Annotated in this window: 10 protein-coding genes; 3 read left to right on the forward strand and 7 right to left on the reverse strand. The window is 48.6% G+C overall.

The window, feature by feature from the left end; genetic code table 11:
* Positions 1–213: 213 nt before the first annotated feature.
* The 5 genes from JOY44_RS05575 to JOY44_RS05595 form a co-directional block, all read right to left on the reverse strand.
* Positions 214–2,154 carry a DMT family transporter gene (locus tag JOY44_RS05575; protein WP_197984989.1) on the reverse strand — a complete coding sequence of 647 codons (1,941 nt, stop codon included), beginning with the start codon at positions 2,152–2,154 and terminating at the stop codon, positions 214–216.
* 232 nt (positions 2,155–2,386) lie between these two features.
* Positions 2,387–5,014, reverse strand: coding sequence for an alanine--tRNA ligase (gene alaS, locus JOY44_RS05580; RefSeq protein WP_171572692.1), 2,628 nt, complete (start codon positions 5,012–5,014; stop codon positions 2,387–2,389).
* 110 nt (positions 5,015–5,124) lie between these two features.
* On the reverse strand, positions 5,125–5,598 hold the full coding sequence (locus JOY44_RS05585) for a phycobilisome protein (protein WP_171572693.1): 474 nt from the start codon (positions 5,596–5,598) through the stop codon (positions 5,125–5,127).
* A 186-nt stretch (positions 5,599–5,784) separates the two neighbouring features.
* Positions 5,785–6,270, reverse strand: a complete 486-nt coding sequence (locus JOY44_RS05590) for a 2Fe-2S iron-sulfur cluster-binding protein (RefSeq protein ID WP_171572694.1) — start codon at positions 6,268–6,270, stop codon at positions 5,785–5,787.
* A 99-nt stretch (positions 6,271–6,369) separates the two neighbouring features.
* The gene (locus tag JOY44_RS05595; protein WP_171572695.1) at positions 6,370–7,242 is read right to left on the reverse strand and encodes a hypothetical protein; all 873 of its coding nucleotides are present in this window, start codon (positions 7,240–7,242) and stop codon (positions 6,370–6,372) included.
* A gap of 192 nt (positions 7,243–7,434) precedes the next feature.
* Here JOY44_RS05595 and JOY44_RS05600 point away from each other — a divergent pair, with 192 nt between their 5' ends.
* The 3 genes from JOY44_RS05600 to JOY44_RS05610 are packed head-to-tail and all read left to right on the forward strand — an operon-like array spanning position 7,435 to position 11,089.
* Entirely contained in the window at positions 7,435–8,469 is a 1,035-nt protein-coding gene (locus tag JOY44_RS05600; RefSeq protein WP_171572696.1) for a LysR family transcriptional regulator, read from the forward strand.
* A 5-nt stretch (positions 8,470–8,474) separates the two neighbouring features.
* Entirely contained in the window at positions 8,475–9,971 is a 1,497-nt protein-coding gene (locus tag JOY44_RS05605) for a serine/threonine-protein kinase (RefSeq protein ID WP_171572697.1), read from the forward strand.
* A gap of 56 nt (positions 9,972–10,027) precedes the next feature.
* On the forward strand, positions 10,028–11,089 hold the full coding sequence (locus JOY44_RS05610; RefSeq protein WP_171572698.1) for a PstS family phosphate ABC transporter substrate-binding protein: 1,062 nt from the start codon (positions 10,028–10,030) through the stop codon (positions 11,087–11,089).
* Between the two features lie 97 nt (positions 11,090–11,186).
* On the opposite strand, the gene JOY44_RS05615 is transcribed toward JOY44_RS05610, so the two are convergent.
* Together JOY44_RS05615 and JOY44_RS05620 are read right to left on the reverse strand one after the other, a co-directional pair.
* The gene (locus tag JOY44_RS05615) at positions 11,187–11,900 is read right to left on the reverse strand and encodes an MOSC domain-containing protein (RefSeq protein ID WP_203031940.1); all 714 of its coding nucleotides are present in this window, start codon (positions 11,898–11,900) and stop codon (positions 11,187–11,189) included.
* A gap of 255 nt (positions 11,901–12,155) precedes the next feature.
* Positions 12,156–16,442 (reverse strand): filamentous hemagglutinin N-terminal domain-containing protein, encoded by a 4,287-nt coding sequence (locus tag JOY44_RS05620; protein WP_171572700.1) that lies wholly within the window; start codon positions 16,440–16,442, stop codon positions 12,156–12,158.
* Positions 16,443–16,553 lie beyond the last annotated feature (111 nt).

Consider the following 16,553-nt stretch of genomic DNA (forward strand, 5'->3'; position numbering starts at 1 on the left):
AGCAGCGAGTTCAACCGTTTCTATTCGGCGATCGCTGTTCCAATATTAATGCTGCTTGTGGTCGCAGCTCTAATCTACTTAGAGTTCCGACAAGTCAAACGTCGCTGGGATTAGCTATCTGAATTCGGAGTCTACGTTCGGGGTTCGGAGAATAGAAAGACGTCAAATTTCTGACCATCCCCTACCTTGTACTCCGCACACTGTACTTCCGTACTATTTCTTCTTTTGCAGCTTCATGCGCTCAAAGCTAAGCGCACCTACTCCCGCAGTGACCAAAAAGATGCCAAACCACTGCACTACTCCTAACTGGTTTTGAATAAGCACCCAGGCAAGTAACGCAGTCATGACTGGTCCGATAGAGGCAACGATGGAGGCTAAACCTGCTCCCATGTAACGCACGCCAAAATTATTAGATAAATACCCCACTAGGGTCAAACAGCCCAACACGATACCACTAAGAACGAAGCCCGTGCGCTTGTCTGGCTCTACCAACACACCCAGATTGGGACCCAGCAAAATCAAAATAACGGCAGATAAGACAAAGATAGTGAAGAATTGAATCAGACTAACAGGAACGGGATGCAGTTTTTTAAAGCCAAGCTGCATCAGGATGAGATATAGGGCAAAGGCAACCCCAGAGAAGACCGCAATCATGATGCCTTCCGGTGAAAACCCTTTGCTAGATTCAAAAATCTTGGGGAGTGCCGTTAAAATTATTCCTGCCAAAATCGTTCCCATCACCACCCAGCGTAAAGGAGTGGGGCGATCGCCAAACAGCACCCATGCCAGCGGCACTGTAAAAATGGGATACATAAACAAAATCGTAACGGCAGGTCCTGCCCCAATTTGCCCGATCGCAATATAAATCAGCACTTGGGATAGAAATAGAAAAACACCGCTGCCAACCACATTCCAGATTGGCTTGCGATCTTGCAGCGCAAAAAATCGCTTCAAATCTCGCCATACAGGCGGATAGAGCACCATTGCCACACCCACCATCAGCGGCAGCACCACCAGCATTCGCAGCCACAAAATCAATAGTGAATTGCCTAAATTGAGCTGAAGAAAACCGCCCACATCAAATCTATTTAGCAATCTGGCAGGGGTAAGCTCAAAGACTTTCGTGATTGGATTAGCGACACCATTACCGATGATGCGCACCACCACATTGTGAATCGACAGCGCTACCGTTGAAAGCAACACTAAACATAACCCAGTCCAAAAAGTCGATGGCTCCTTTTTTACAGGTGCCTGCTGGGGGATGGAAAAACCTGGAGCCGCTAATGGAGCAGGTGAGATCGGTGCAGCAGATTGCCCCTGCTGTGGTTGAGGGGGGTAACCTTGGAGCGATTCCCGTGAGGGCTCCGCTTTGGGAAACCGTGAGGGGGCTATGGGTAGTTCGGGTGGATATAGTTGGGTCGGTTGAGCCGGGGCGATCGCCGGGTTGATGCCGATATCATGCCCTCCGCCATAAGTCGATGGCGGTAATGGACTATTTTCTTGAGGCAAGGATGACTCTAGCGATCGTTGCCGTGACTCCGATCTCAGTTGATCTCTAATCCGACTCACCAACGTTTCTAAAACAGCTTCTCCTTGCTGCTCCATGCTGTGCATGCGGCTAAGCTGCTGCGAGAGTGCGCTTTCGTAGCTTGCCAATTCTTGCTGCAATGTGTCAAATGTGGCGCTAAAGGTCGCATCCAAGGAGGCCAGCAGTCGATGGGCATGGTCGCTCGAATCGCTTCCGTCACTGGACAGGGTCGTGATACCCCCCAATTGATTTGTACTAGCAAGTTGATTAATTTGCTGCACCATCACACTTTGCAAATGGTTCGCTAATACCAATGCCAGTTGCTTCGCCCACAGTTGCTGTTGAGCAATCTGTTGTTGAGATAACGATTCTTGTTGTCGAGTTTGCAAAGATAACTGAGTGGTTTGCAGCTTGCCAACTTCAGAAGTTAACCGAGCTTTTTCTGCCTGAAGCTGCGTCACTTCTTGAGACAGTTGAGTAACCAACCCTTGATGCAAATACTTAAGATCCTGAGTCACCGTTTGCAGGATGCTTTCAACCGTTCGCGCGTTTTCACCATTAATCTCTGGTCGATTCTCCATTGGCTCCTCAAAGGCTCCTACGTCCGCCACCCTTGGTTTTGTCATAGTGTAACTAGCGACTCAGGACTCAGTATTACCCGTTCGGGGCAAAATAAAATTTTTAAGATTCTATTAGTCCGTTACTAAGGTACTCTCCTTCAGCAAAATTAGAACCAATTAGTGGAAAAACTTAGATTTGTTTAGCAATTTACAGAGTGCGAGGTGCGGAGTAAAGAGTGCAGATTATGAACGAAAACGTCTGAAGATGCCGAACACCGAACTTGCAAACTCTCAACTTCTAGCCTAAGTTGCTTTTTAGCTGCTCTCTCGCTGCTTCAAGAGCTTCAGCCAGTTTGCTGTCGTCGCGTCCGCCTGCTTGGGCGAGGTTGGGTCTGCCACCGCCACCGCCACCACAAATTTTGGCGATCGCCCCGACAAACTTACCGGCCTGCAAGCCTGTTTGCACCACTTCAGGACTAAAGGCAGCAACTAGGCTAACCTTTCCGGGTTCGGGGGCAGAACCGAGAAACACTGCGCCTCCAGGAAGTTTTTGTTGGAGTTGTTCGGCAGCAGTTTTGAGGGATTCAGGATCAACTCCAGCTAATTCGGCAACCAAAATTTTGAACTTGCCTACCGATTCAGCTTTTGCCAATAGGCTGTCGGCTTTTGCCAGGGCAACCTGAGATTTAGCGGTGTCTAGCTGCTTTTGGGTAGTTTTTAACTCGGTTTGCAGGGCTGTGATGCGATCGCGAATTTCTTCCGGTTTTACCTTAAAGCGATCGCTCAAGTCTTTCACAATTTCATCGCGCAGGTTCAGGTATTCCAGCACGGCAGGTCCAGCTACGGCTTCAATTCTGCGAATCCCTGCTGAAGTTCCTGATTCGGAGGTGATTTTGAACAACCCAATTTCTGCCGTGTTGCTGACATGGGTGCCACCGCAAAGCTCCATCGATACACCATGCACATCCAGCACCCGCACCTCATTGCCATACTTTTCGCCAAACATGGCGATCGCGCCTCGTGCTTTAGCTTCTGCGATCGGCAGAGTTTCCGTATGGGCAACATGGGCTTCTGCAATCCAGGTGTTGACCTGTTCTTCGACTTGCTGCACGTCTTCAGCCGTTAAGGCACGCGGACTGCGAAAATCAAACCTGAGCGAGTCAAACCCCACTAGGGAACCCGCCTGAGAAATCGACTCATCCACAATTTTTCTTAAGGCAGACTGTAACAGGTGAGTGGCGGTGTGATGTGCCTGCACCCGACGGCGACAAGCGAGGTCAATCTGGGCGTTTACGCCATCGGCGACATGCAAGGTTCCCCGCTCAATTCGTCCATAGTGAACAAAAAATCCCGCATCTTTTTTGACATCCATAATTCGCACTAGTGCCGTTTCACTGGAGAGATAGCCGCGATCGCCCAGTTGCCCACCCGACTCGGCATAAAAGGGGGTTTGATTGAGAATCACGTGCACTTCACTGCCCGCTTCAGCCACAGAAACGACCCGCCCCGCAACTAACAGCGCTTCTACCTCCGCTTCTACCGCAGGCAAGCTGTAGCCCAAGAACTCGGTTTCTGGGATGTGTCCCACCAGTTGATTTAATGCCCCTTGAGCCGTCAGATCAATGGTTTCTACCGCATTGCGTGATCGCGATCGCTGTTTTTCCATTTCCGCTTCAAAGCCGTCTGAATCGACGGTGAGTCCTTTTTCAGCAGCAATTTCTTGGGTTAATTCCAGTGGGAAGCCATAGGTATCATACAAAGTAAAGGCGTTCAACCCAGGAATTTGCCCACCTGCACCGACCTGTTCCATCACGGTTGCCAATTCTCGCTCGCCCAACTCTAGAGTTTTGAGGAACTGAATTTCTTCTCGTTGCAGGGCCAATTTAATCGTCCGATCCATATCACGAAGCATGGAGTAATCACTTTCGGCAAGGGCGATCGCGGTCTCTGCCACCAACGGCGTAAACTCTCGATCAATGCCAATCAAGCGCCCATAACGAATCACTCGCCGAATCAGACGACGCAGCACGTAGCCCCGCCCCTCATTGGAAGCCGTAATCCCATCGGCCAGCATATGAACCACAGCGCGAATGTGATCCCCAATTACCTTCAGCGCTACCTTCGTCGCATCATCAGCAGTGTGATAGTCAATTCCAGCAATTTCCGCTGCCGTTTTCACAATCGGAAAAATCAGGTCAGTTTCATAATTATTGGGCACCTTTTGCAAAATTTGCGCCATCCGTTCCAGTCCCAAGCCGGTATCAATATTTTTGCTTTTGAGCGGAGTTAGCGTACCTTCTACATCCCGGTTGTATTGCATAAACACCAAGTTGTAGAACTCAATGAAGCGGCTGTCGTCTTCTAGATCGATCGCGTCGTCTCCTAGTTCAGGCTTGAAGTCGTAGTACAACTCGGAGCAAGGACCGCAAGGACCCGTGGGACCGGATACCCAAAAGTTGTCGGCTGCGCCCATGCGCTGGATGCGGTGGGCGGGAATGCCAATTTCGTCGCGCCAGATAGCAAAGGCTTCGTCATCTTCTTCAAAAACGCTAACCACGACTCGTTCCGGCGGCAGCTCAAATACCTGAGTTGAAAGTTCCCATGCCCACGCGATCGCCTGAGATTTGAAATAATCTCCAAAACTGAAATTGCCCAACATCTCAAAAAATGTGTGATGCCGTGCGGTGCGCCCCACATTTTCAATGTCGTTGGTGCGAATACATTTTTGAGACGTGGTAGCACGGGGAAATTCTGCGGCTCGCTGTCCCAAAAAGATTGGCTTAAATGGCAACATACCCGCGATCGTCAGCAGCACCGTGGGGTCTTCTGGGATCAGCGAGGCACTTGGAAGCACCCGATGCTGACGATCTGCAAAAAAGTTCAGGAATGTTTGCCGAATTTGAGTACCGCTTAGGAAAGTAGCCATGGACGTTTTTTGAAAAAGGACGGCGTGTAATTAGGATCAATCTTTCTTAATCATGCCTTAGGATTTAACCAATCACGGCGTTGATTTATCTGGGCAAAGCCCGTATCGCTCTAAACTGCACCTAAAACCTGACGATTCATTTCTAGAATTGGGCAAAACAAACTTGCCTGAGGTGCAGTTAAATGGTGTTTCACGACATCCTGCATGATTGCATAGGTCACATTACAGCTTCGCTGAGCATCAAACGCCTTCATAATCGTCCGAAACCAAAACAGCAGGCGATCGCGCAATGAATCAGGATCATTCAGCAGCATCGCGATCGCTGAATATCGCAACACTCGAAGCGTATCCCGCTTCCACTTCGCGGTCAGAGCCTCATTGTTGCTGTGAAATAAGGACGGCTCAAATAACTGTATCTTGGTCAACACCTGCTGCACAATAATCGATTCCATCGCTTGCAACCGCTGATAAGTCTGGACTCTTAAGTAAAACAACTGCCCAAACTCGCTTACAAACTCCAATTCTTCATCCGTTGCATAACGACCATCCGTTTCATAGCTTAGTTTTTGCAGTTGGCTCAGCATTTAGCAACCTCTTCCATCCGTCCTTATATTAATGGCTCTTAATGGCTCGCTACCATACTTGCTGTGCAACGAATCGCCCCCTACGGAAAGCCAGCTATATCCCCAACCCCCTCGCCAATGCAAAGACGCTTATCAAGGATTTTCAAATTCCCTTGCCTCTGAAGGAGGGTTTAGAGAGGACAGCTTTTACACATCTTTACTGTTTGTCAAATATTCCCCCATGTTAAAACTTGTTTTATCTTCAATTTGCTTCATCATTGAGCGAGTAATCAGTTTACCTGCCTCTACCAGAACTTGACCCGTAATCGGGTGGAGCAAATCCTGTTCAGCCCGACGACCAATCAGCGCTTCAATATCCTTAATTGAATTGATATACATCCCTGGCGGTAGTTCCACCACCACGCCATTGTTCAAAACTCGCGCCTGACACGCCAACCGAGAATTTGGTTTGCATGTAGTAATCACTTCTAGCGTGCGCTGCTCTCGCCGATTCACAGAAGACAGTCCTTCCATGCCACTTTTCACATAGACATGGCAGGTGGCACACAGACCGCGCCCACCACACTCCTTCAATACATCCAGATCTTTGTTAATCAGAATCGATAATAGATTGCCGTTAGTTTCAACAGAGGAGTCTTGAGAAATGGGTTCAAGTCGAACAATTTTAGCCATGGAAGTAAGAGTGGAGGGGCAAATAAAGAAGTTTTGAGTGTTGAGTTTTGAGCATCTTGTTCCTGTCCCTGACTCCCAACCCCCAACTTCTATCTCCAGTCAGCCCAAAAGTAAGGCTTTTTGTTCATTTGTTAAAACTTTTTGATTAATCAGAGATGAAAAATCGCGGATCACTTGTGAGCAGCGAGTGATAAAGCTAGCAACCCACTCTTGAATCCAGAGAAGTTCTTGAGGGCTAACTGAATGTTGTAAAGATTCGGTGGTTGCATTGACCAGGCTAAATTGCCCCGATCGCTCAATTTGAAATTGTTTTAACCATTCATGGCTGGGGCGGGTCGATTTCCAATAGTTAACCACGACATGAATACCCAAATACTGCGTTGTTACCTGACTGAAGGTATTTAGAGCGATTAAAAGGTCTTTGATAGGAACATCGGCAGGAGGAGCAGCGGGCTGAACAAACCCAGGGCGATCGCTCTCTGTAGGTGCTGTCTCCACTTCAGTGCTGACACTGGAAGATAGAGATGAAGGGGAGGATGTTTTGGCTGGAGTGCGCTTTTGGATGGAGCTGGCTTTGGAATGGTTTAATCCTGGCAGTGTTGTGGTGCCAGCCAACATGCGAAAAGTGGCGATCGCACCTGCCATATTTTCACGCAAGGTGATTGTTAATGTTTTGATTGTTTGTTTGTATTCGGAATAGACTAAGCCACTTTTAGTCAAAACCAGTAAAATCATGCCTGGATCAAGCTTGTGAATATGAACTTGATAGTTAGCAAATTGAAATTTAAACGATTCAAACCCGTCAGGAATGGTATCAATAACTTGCAAAATACCTTGGGCTAAGGTTTCTTTTTGTTGGTAGTTTAGAGCTTGATCAATTCCACAAAAATAGGGGCGGGAGCGCTTATCTATAAGAGCAAGACCCGCAATTCCTGGTAAATTCAGAAAGTCCTGTATAACTTCCTGTGTCATAAATTCTTTTTACGATTTGATACAATCATGCACCTAATTCAAGGCTTAGCGATTCAACAGATTATTTCATAGTTTATCTATGCTACGGTTTTGGTTTTAGAAGCCTCAGAATGATTTGATACGAATCGTCATAATTTGGCTCTATCTGATAGGTCAATTCTTCGGCTCCTTTCCATCTTCAGGTTTAGCTATATGTCTGACCTTCCTTTTACCTTGGATCAACTTCGTATTCTCAAAGCGATCGCTGCCGAGGGAAGCTTTAAGCGCGCTGCGGATAGTCTATACGTCTCTCAGCCAGCCGTTAGTTTGCAAGTGCAAAACCTAGAGCGCCAGCTTGATGTACCCTTGTTTGATCGAGGCGGCAGACGCGCTCAGCTAACCGAAGCCGGACATCTGCTGCTGAGCTATGGGGAAAAGATCCTCACATTGTGTCAAGAAACCTGTCGAGCAATTGAGGATCTGCAAAACCTCCAAGGTGGAACCTTGATTGTGGGAGCCAGCCAAACCACCGGAACCTACTTGCTACCGAGAATGATTGGCATGTTTCGGCAAAAGTATCCCGATGTTGCAGTGCAGCTTCATGTGCATTCAACCCGTCGAACCTCCTGGAGCGTTGCAAATGGACAGATTGATCTAGCGATCATTGGGGGTGAAATTTCTCCTGAACTTCAAGACTCTCTAGAAATTGTTCCCTATGCGGAAGATGAACTCGCACTTATTTTGCCAATTGGGCATGCCTTAGCGAGAGAAGAGATTATCCAAAAAGATGATTTATATAAGCTTCAGTTCATAGCTCTAGATTCCCAATCCACCATTCGTAAGGTGATTGATCAGGTGTTAACCCGCTGTGGCATTGAAACGCGCCGTTTGCGGATCGAAATGGAGCTTAATTCAATTGAAGCAATTAAGAACGCGGTACAGTCAGGGTTAGGCGCGGCATTTGTATCGATCTCAGCGATCGAGAAAGAACTGCAAATGGGTGTGCTGCATCGGGCAAAGATAAATGACGTAATTGTAAAAAGAATGTTATCGGTGATTATTAATCCCAATCGCTACCGTTCTAAGGCGGCAGAAGCATTTTGTAAAGAAATTTTGCCGAAGTTTGCCTCTTATACTGCGGAAATTCAGCGCTATACGATCGCCACGATCGCCCATACGGAGCCAATTCCAGTGATCGCGCCTAGTTTGGAGCATGTCGCACGGGTAGCATCTGACATTGATGTGTAATTTCTATGGATCTTTATTGCACCCGTCCAGGTTGCCAGCGACCTGAGAATTTTTTTACCGATCTGGATGAGCCTGCAACGCTGAAAACTGTTCAGCAAAAATTTTGCACCAATTGCGGTATGCCGTTGATCTTAGTGGGGCGCTATTTGCCGCAAAAGCTGTTGGGGCAAGGGGGGTTTGGAGCGGCTTTTTTATCGCGCGATCGCTATACTCCCGGTCTACGCCGCTGTGTGGTTAAGCAATTTCAGCCTTCTAACACCTTGAGCGCCAAGCAACTGCAAATTGCCCAAGATTTGTTCGAGCGAGAAGCCGAGGCTCTGGAATATTTGGGCAATACCCATCCGCAAATCCCTGATTTGTTTGCATTTTTTGAATTGGCGGTGCCTAGTTCGCAAGGCAGCAAGGATGAGCAATTTTTTTATCTGGTGCAGGAGTATATTGACGGGCAGACGATGGAGCAAGAAATCGCACAAACTGGCGCATTTCCTGAAGATAACCTGCTGAAAGTGCTGCAAGAAATTCTGAAAGTGCTGCAATTTGTTCATGAAAGCGGCTCCATCCATCGAGATATTAAACCGTCTAACATCATGCGGCATCGCAATGGGCATATTTATCTGCTAGATTTTGGTGCGGTGCGGCAGGTAGCCAAAGCAGGGGTCAAGTCAACTGGAATTTATTCTGAAGGGTTTGCGCCACCGGAACAGATGGCAGGCGGGGAAGTGTATCCATCCAGCGATTTGTATGCTTTGGCAGTGACTTGCATCATGTTGCTGACAAACAAGCAACCCAGCGAATTGCTGGATACTTATAGCAACACCTGGCAATGGCGATTACACTGCTCTGTCAGCGATCGCTTAGCCAATGTGTTGGAGCGGATGTTGCACTCAGTGCCCAGTCAGCGCTACCAATCTGCGGCTGAAGTGTTAACTGCATTGGACAGATCGTCTGGATCGCTTACGTTACCATCTACCCCGCTTAAACAAACGGCTCCACATACTCCTGTTGGAGCTTCATCGCCGCCTACAACGTTTCCAGCGGTTTCCCTTCCAAATCAGTCTGCTCCAAATCAGCCGATTCAGCTTCAGCCGATTCAGCCCGTTCAGTCTCGTCCCGCTATCGCCCCCTTTGCCAGCTTGGAACTGCTGACAAATGCGGGATTTATTGGATTTGAGGCAGGGCTTTTAGCGATCGCGATCGTTAGCGTATTGGGTACAACCTTGATCAGCGGTGTTTTTTGGCTACTGTTGCTGATGGGTTTGCTTTTTGCCCAGTCACGCCGCATCATTGAACGGGTAGATTTGGTGATTATTGCAGTGATGAGTGTCGGCGGTGTCTTTGTGCTGTCTTGGTTAAAGCGTTTGGCGATCTCCTCTTTAGCTGGCAGTCCTTTTCTAACGACGATCGCATTAGCAGTAATGGCAGGACTGTTAGCGATCGCCCTCACCACCCTGTTCCGATTGATCTACAAAATTCTTTCCCTATTAATTTCCAAATTTTTCTAAGGAATTCACGCTAGAAAATAAGTAGTCATACTTCTCTGCACTCCGCACTCTCCCATATGACTCAGAAAAATGATGTTCCTGTGCTCGTATTCTCGTTCCTAGTTACGGCTGGCTTAGTTGGCGGTGGCTTTTGGTGGTTGACTCAAAAATCTGGACTGAATGTGGGCACTCTTTTTTCGCAAGGCTCCAGTTCAACATCGCCAACTAACTCGTCAAACAACTCTAATTCATCTAGCGTTCAAGATTTTGCCCAAGTGCAAAATGTTCCTAGTGGGCTTTTTACCTATGGCGGCAGTACTTCTTGGGCACCGATTCGGCGAGATGTAGATGCTGCCATTCAAGCGGCTCGTCCTGAGTTTCGCTTGCGGTATGTGAATCCCACAGGCGAGGCACCCGGTTCTGCGACAGGCATTCGGATGCTGATGCGCGATGAATTAGCCTTTGCTCAATCTTCTCGTCCCGTGACCGAGCAGGAATATCAGCAAGCCCAGCAACGAGGCATAAAGCTGAAGCAAATTCCGGTGGCGATCGATGCTTTGGCGGTGGCAGTCAATCCCAGCTTAAATGTTTCAGGGCTGACCGTGCAGCAGCTTGGCGATATTTATACAGGTAAACTCACTAATTGGAGTCAGGTGGGTGGACCGAATGTGCCGATTCAACCCATCACGCGCCCCGTGAGTGCAGGAGGAACCATTGAATTGTTTGCAGAACAAATTATGAAAGGGCGAGGCTTTGGGTCAAAAGTGCAAACGGTTTCTACGACTACTGGCGCGGTGCGCAAACTTGCTCAAACTTTTGGTGGCATCTACTTCGCCTCTGCACCTGAAATAGTAGATCAATGTACGGTAAAGCCGATCGCGATCGGGCGAACTTCTAATGAATTAGTGTCTCCTTACCAAGGTTCTCTTATCCCTCCCTCCCAATGTCCAGCAAAACGTAATCAGCTGAATGAAGCCGCGATTAGAGGGGGGCAGTATCCCATCACACGCAATCTATTTGTGGTGATTAAACAAAATAATCAGAAAGAGCAACAGGCAGGGGAAGCCTATACCGATTTTGTTTTGTCTAATCAAGGACAAACATTGCTTGAAAAAGCGGGCTTTGTTTCTATCCGCTAAAACAGGTAATAAAGTTTTAAGTTTTGTTCGCGCATTCCCGCAGGGACTATTTTGTTGACGCAGCATTTTCGTAGTGCGATACAAGTACTGATACCCCTCAAAGATGCTGCCCAGCTTTTTCATTGAGTGGATGAAAGTATTGAGGATGCCAGCGATCGCGGTCTGAGATTTGGTTCGATATAACCTGTACTCCTTCCTTCGCTAGCAAGTCTGCCTGCTGCGGGATATGCCGAGTCAGCAAGCTGCCGTCGATCGCCACCAGTCGATGAACGGGCAAACTAGCGGCTGTCTTTTTGATTAGACTGGGAAACGATCGATAGTAAGCTTTGGCAACACCAAGCGCCAGTACCAAATCTGCTGTAGTCGCCACTTTGCCAGAAGGAATCCTCGCTACAAATTCATGAAACCGAATCCTAGTATCGTCTGAAAGAACGGGTAATTGCATTGAGGTGGGCAAAACGGGATCGCCAACCGCGATCGCGCCACCTTTCACTACCATTCCTAACCAGCCCCGCCGACCCAAAATGCGTTTTGCCAAGCCTTTTTGCAGCGTTTCTATGTAATCACAAGGCTCACACAGAAAAGTCGGGCGAATTAGCGCTTCTCCAATTTGGACAACCTGACCCGACCTAAACGGTTCTAATACGCCCTCCAGCAAAATATTTTCCTGCAACACACCGGGCTGTAAGTCAAAGGTTTCAAGTGTTGACATATCAACCATCAACACTTGCCGGGGACTGCCAATACGAGCATTTTTGTCTGCTTGAATACCCAACTCTTGCACCAAATCAAGACGCTGACGCTCTACCATTCGGCAGCACGAAGACTGAACTTTAATGAATAGCTTTGCAACATGCATAGAGTCAGAAAAAGATTCCAAGTTCTAAATTTGTCAAGGAAAGTAGAGCTTAAGTTGAAGTACGGGATGCGCCCAACTTAAATGACCACTGTAAACAATAGTGCCCTTCGTGATGGCTGCGGTAATAGCAAATGACTCAGTGATATAGGACCGTATTCATGGCAAATTGCCAAGCTTACTCTAGCCTCATCACGCCATTAAATTGGTTCACTGACTACTTTCCAATTTATCTGGGTTTCCTAAGCACTCTACTGAGGTTTGCCAATTGGAATGAGGCACCGCTGTTTGCGCTTGCGTAATCAGCGAAATAACGCCGATAGGAGCGATCGCCACACCTTGAGCTTCAACGATTGAAGAGGCGGGTGATGCGTGACGAGGGTCAGCATTCATAGCCTGCTTACCATTGACCGCTCGCTGCCCATTTATTTCTCTTGGTTCTATCAGGTTGACTAACACCTGACTTCCCTCAAAGTTATGCTCTGGGTTGGTGGGCAATCCTCCTCGACCGAGTGCAACAAATCGACTCTTTTGACGCGCCTGTGCGATCGCAGAACATCCTTGATTAATTTGGTTAGATGGATCGACTAGATTGAGAGGTAGTGCAACTAAGCCACGATTAGGATCGATGTTGGGCAGGTTGAGGGTGACGGTGCCGCTAGTACCAAACTGAGAACTGGCGGTAATATCGCTGAAAGGAGTGAGTTTCGATTGAAATTTGAGTCCAAAAATACCTTGAGCGGTGATGTTGACTTTGCCGCCATTTCCTGTAAATGCATTAGCACGAATATCACTGTTTTCGCCTAAAATCCCAACAATAAACAGCGCCTTAATGTCAACGTTGCCACCATCCCCCCCCCCTTGGGCTGTGCCTGCGGTGGCTGAGATTAAGCTATTTCGGCGTAACAGTAACATATCTTGAATATCCAGGTTAATGTTACCGCCTTGGGCACTGGCAGTTTCGGCGGTGAGAAAGCCGCGGTCGGTTAGTGTAACTCGGTTTGCTTTGATTTGGATGTTGCCGCCTTGCCCTGTGCCCAAGCTATCGACTGCAATGCCAGCATCTTGTCGAATCAACGCAGTTTCAGTATTGACGAAAATACTGCCACCGCTGCCTGTCGAGCCTGCCACTGTATTTGCAAATAGTCCCGTTTCTGGATTTGTCAAAGTGAACTGATTGGCAGCAGTGACAAAAATATTTCCTGCTTGTCCGCTATTGAAGGTGGTGGTTCGTAATTGTGCGCCTGTGTCTGCATTAAACTGATCGACATTCACAAAAATGCTGCCGCCTCTTGAGGCGGTGTAGGTTTCGGCGCTAAGGACGGCGCGATCGCGAATTTCCACCGTGGGAGCCTTAATTTGTAGGCTGCCTCCTTCGCCGATCTGGCTACCCATATTTTGGCGATCGCCGCTGCCCGATCGAATAGCGCTGCCTGCATCCGCCAAGGTCACTTTATCAGTGGCGTTGATTTGAATTGCTCCGGCACTGCCACGCCCCAAGGTTTGGGTTTGAATCAAGCCAGCCGCAGTGACCGACAAAGTCTGGGTTTGAATATCAATTACGCCACTGCCGCCTGCGGAACCTGCTGCCACCCCCCCCAAAACAGAACCATTGCTTAGAGTAATCGCATCGGCATTCAAGCGAATATTGCCGCCATTGCCCTGTCCAAAAGTTGTTGCGGCGATCGCGGCACCATTTTGCACAAGTAGGCGGGGAGTTTCCACTGTAATTGATCCGGCATTTCCAGAAGATGCCGTGGTGGTTTGAGTGAAAATTCCGGTAGGGAAGGAAGCACTCGGTAGCGTCAGGCTGGTGATATCTTTTGCATTACCAGTCGGGAGATAGCCGCCAAAATACTCGCCCGTTGGCACCCCTACAATACCTCCCGGCCCATAAAAACTTGGGCGAGCGCCCAAGGGTGTCGTTCCAACTAGCTCGACGCGATCGAATGCTCGAACGCTGACGTTGCCACCCGACCCAGTGCTATGAGTGGAAGCAGAAATTTGAGCGCCATCACGCCCCAATACAGATTGCCCCTGAATGTAAATATCACCTCCGCGTCCCATGCCAAAGGTATCGCTGGAAATCACTGGGCTAGCGAGGTCTTGACTCACGCTGGCGTCCACCTCCCGAATCCGCATTAAAAAATCGCCCCCCGCGATCGCCGTAATATTACCGGAGCCTAGTTTTCCACTGCTGTTGAGGCTACCAGTGTCAATGTTTCCCCCTGCATTCAGACGAATGTCACCCCCCTGCCCCTCAGCAGAAAAGGCAAAATATCCGTTCCCAGTGGTACTAAGGTTCCCTTGGGTTGAAGTCAGCGTGATGTCTCCGGCTCTCCCAGTTTGGGAGCGAGACACGAGAAAGTCAGTTGCAATGTTGCCATCCGTGTTAGCTAGAGTGATTGCACCCCCCGACTCAGCGCCGCTGGAGTATGTGATGATTGATCTCACCGTCACATCACCCTTAGTTGTCGCCACTGAAACCCGACCTCCCGCACCGATGCCATCCGAGTAGGAGAAGAGTGTGCCCGTAGAAATGGTGCCATTGGTGGTAGAAAGACTAATGTTCCCACCCGCTCCAGAACTCGCGATCGCTTGAATATCACTTTCTGGAGCCAGCCGAATATTGCCATTGGTGGTAGAAATCGTCACATCGGCTGCATTGCCACCTCCATAAGAGTTTGTCAGCAATTCACCGGGTTGCACATCGCCATTATTGGTTGCTAATGTAATTTTGCCACCTGATCCGCCCACCGCAAACCCATTGATGAGATCAGTGCTGATGTTACCCAAACTAGGAGAATCACTGCGATCGCCCGCTGTTATTTGAACCGCTCCCGCGTTGCCGCCACTAATCGAAAATGCATTAATTTTGTTCGTTGTGATTGAGCCGTTAGCACTCAACAGCGTGACATTACCGCCGCTGCCGTTTTTCAATGAAAAGGTGTTGAGTTCATTCGCAAGCAGAATATTGCCATTTTGGGTCGTGATCCGAACATCACCACCGCTTCCACCACTTCCACCATTATCTAAAGCAAACGTTAAAAGTTCACCTGCAATGGTCACGTTGCCATTGCCCGTAGTTAAGCTCACCAAACCGCCACTGCCGTTGGACAAGCCAAACGATAAGATCGCGCCTGCGACATCAATGTTTCCATTTCCCGTGGATAGCTCTACTGAGCCAGCTGTGCCGGGAAACGAAAACGGCAAAATTGAGTTAACCCGAATGTTGCCAGTTGTGGTGTCTAAAATCACAGGACCACCATTCGTGTTGATGTCTCCTGTGACCGTGATTCCTGTCCCTATCGCTCCGGGTTGAAACGTCGCCCCATTTACTGTTGTTGGCAATCCGCTTGGAGCGTACAGCAAGCTAGAACGACCGGCTCTGACAATGAATGCATTCGAGCTTCCCAACCGTGCTAAATCGGGGTCTGGATCGAGGGGACTGAACGTCGCATCATTGCTGGTGATATTGACTGAGCCATTGAACCGGACGCTGCCCAAGGATTCAACCAAAAGCGCCGCGCCATTGTAACTACCAACAATCTCTACATCCCCTGCCGAACTGATAATGGGGTCATACAAGCTGCGGAACTGAGCCGCTCCACCCGACACACTTCTGACCTGAAAACTGCCTCCCGACGCAAACCGGGCATCTCCCGAAATGATGCCGTCACTGAGCAAGCTAAGATTGCTACCACTTTGCAAGGGAACTTGACCTGCATGATTCAAGGCTAAAATGTCGATCGCGCGATCGCCCTGAATGGTCAAATCTCTGCCAGACTGCGCCAAAAAAGGAACCGTTGCCGTATCCCGAATTTGTACCGTATCTTGGGCTTTCAAAGTCAAATCTCTGCCTGCAACGAGCTGACCTTGTAAATCTAACTGGGTCGCTTCCAGGATCAGGTCTTGTCCGGCGGTGAGGTTGCCACGATTGGTAATCGTACCGGATGAAACAGCCCCCGATTGCAATCCTATCGGCACGTTGATCGCGAGTAGGGGCGGTGCTTGGGGATTGGTGGCACTAAACTCACTGCCATCGGGAAACTTGAAGCTGTTTGCAGTGCTGGCAACAAAGGAGCCGCCAATTTGTAGCCGTGCATTCTGCCCAAACACGATGCCATTCGGATTGAGCAAGAATAAATTAGCAGTGCCATTTGTGCGAATCAACCCATCAATATTTGAGATGGAATTGCCTGTGACCCGCGTCAAAATATTTTGAATTGGCACTGAGTTATTGAACCAAGCAGTGCCACCAGTGGGAATGGAAAACTCGCGAAAGCTATGAAATAAATTTACGCCTCGCACGGTGCCGCCATTGATGGTGCAAACAGTACAGCCGGGTGCCACTTGGGAGTTAATAGGAAGCGTTGCATCTGGAATGATTTGAGCGCTGACTGAAGTAGCTATCAAAGAACCCATTAGAGGAACGATCACACGACCCATGGGATTCACTACACTCCAAAAAATTCCATCACTTGCAAAAAGACTCATAAGCTAAGTCACACACCATAAACCTGATCGGTTAGGGCTAGCTTAGCAACTAGTAGTCTGGAATGGCGGCTCCAGAAACCACCCCCACTTAAATCTTCAAAAACGCTGCTC

The sequence above is a fragment of the Leptolyngbya sp. Cla-17 genome (assembly GCF_016807185.1).
Taxonomy (GTDB): domain Bacteria; phylum Cyanobacteriota; class Cyanobacteriia; order Leptolyngbyales; family Leptolyngbyaceae; genus ULC077BIN1.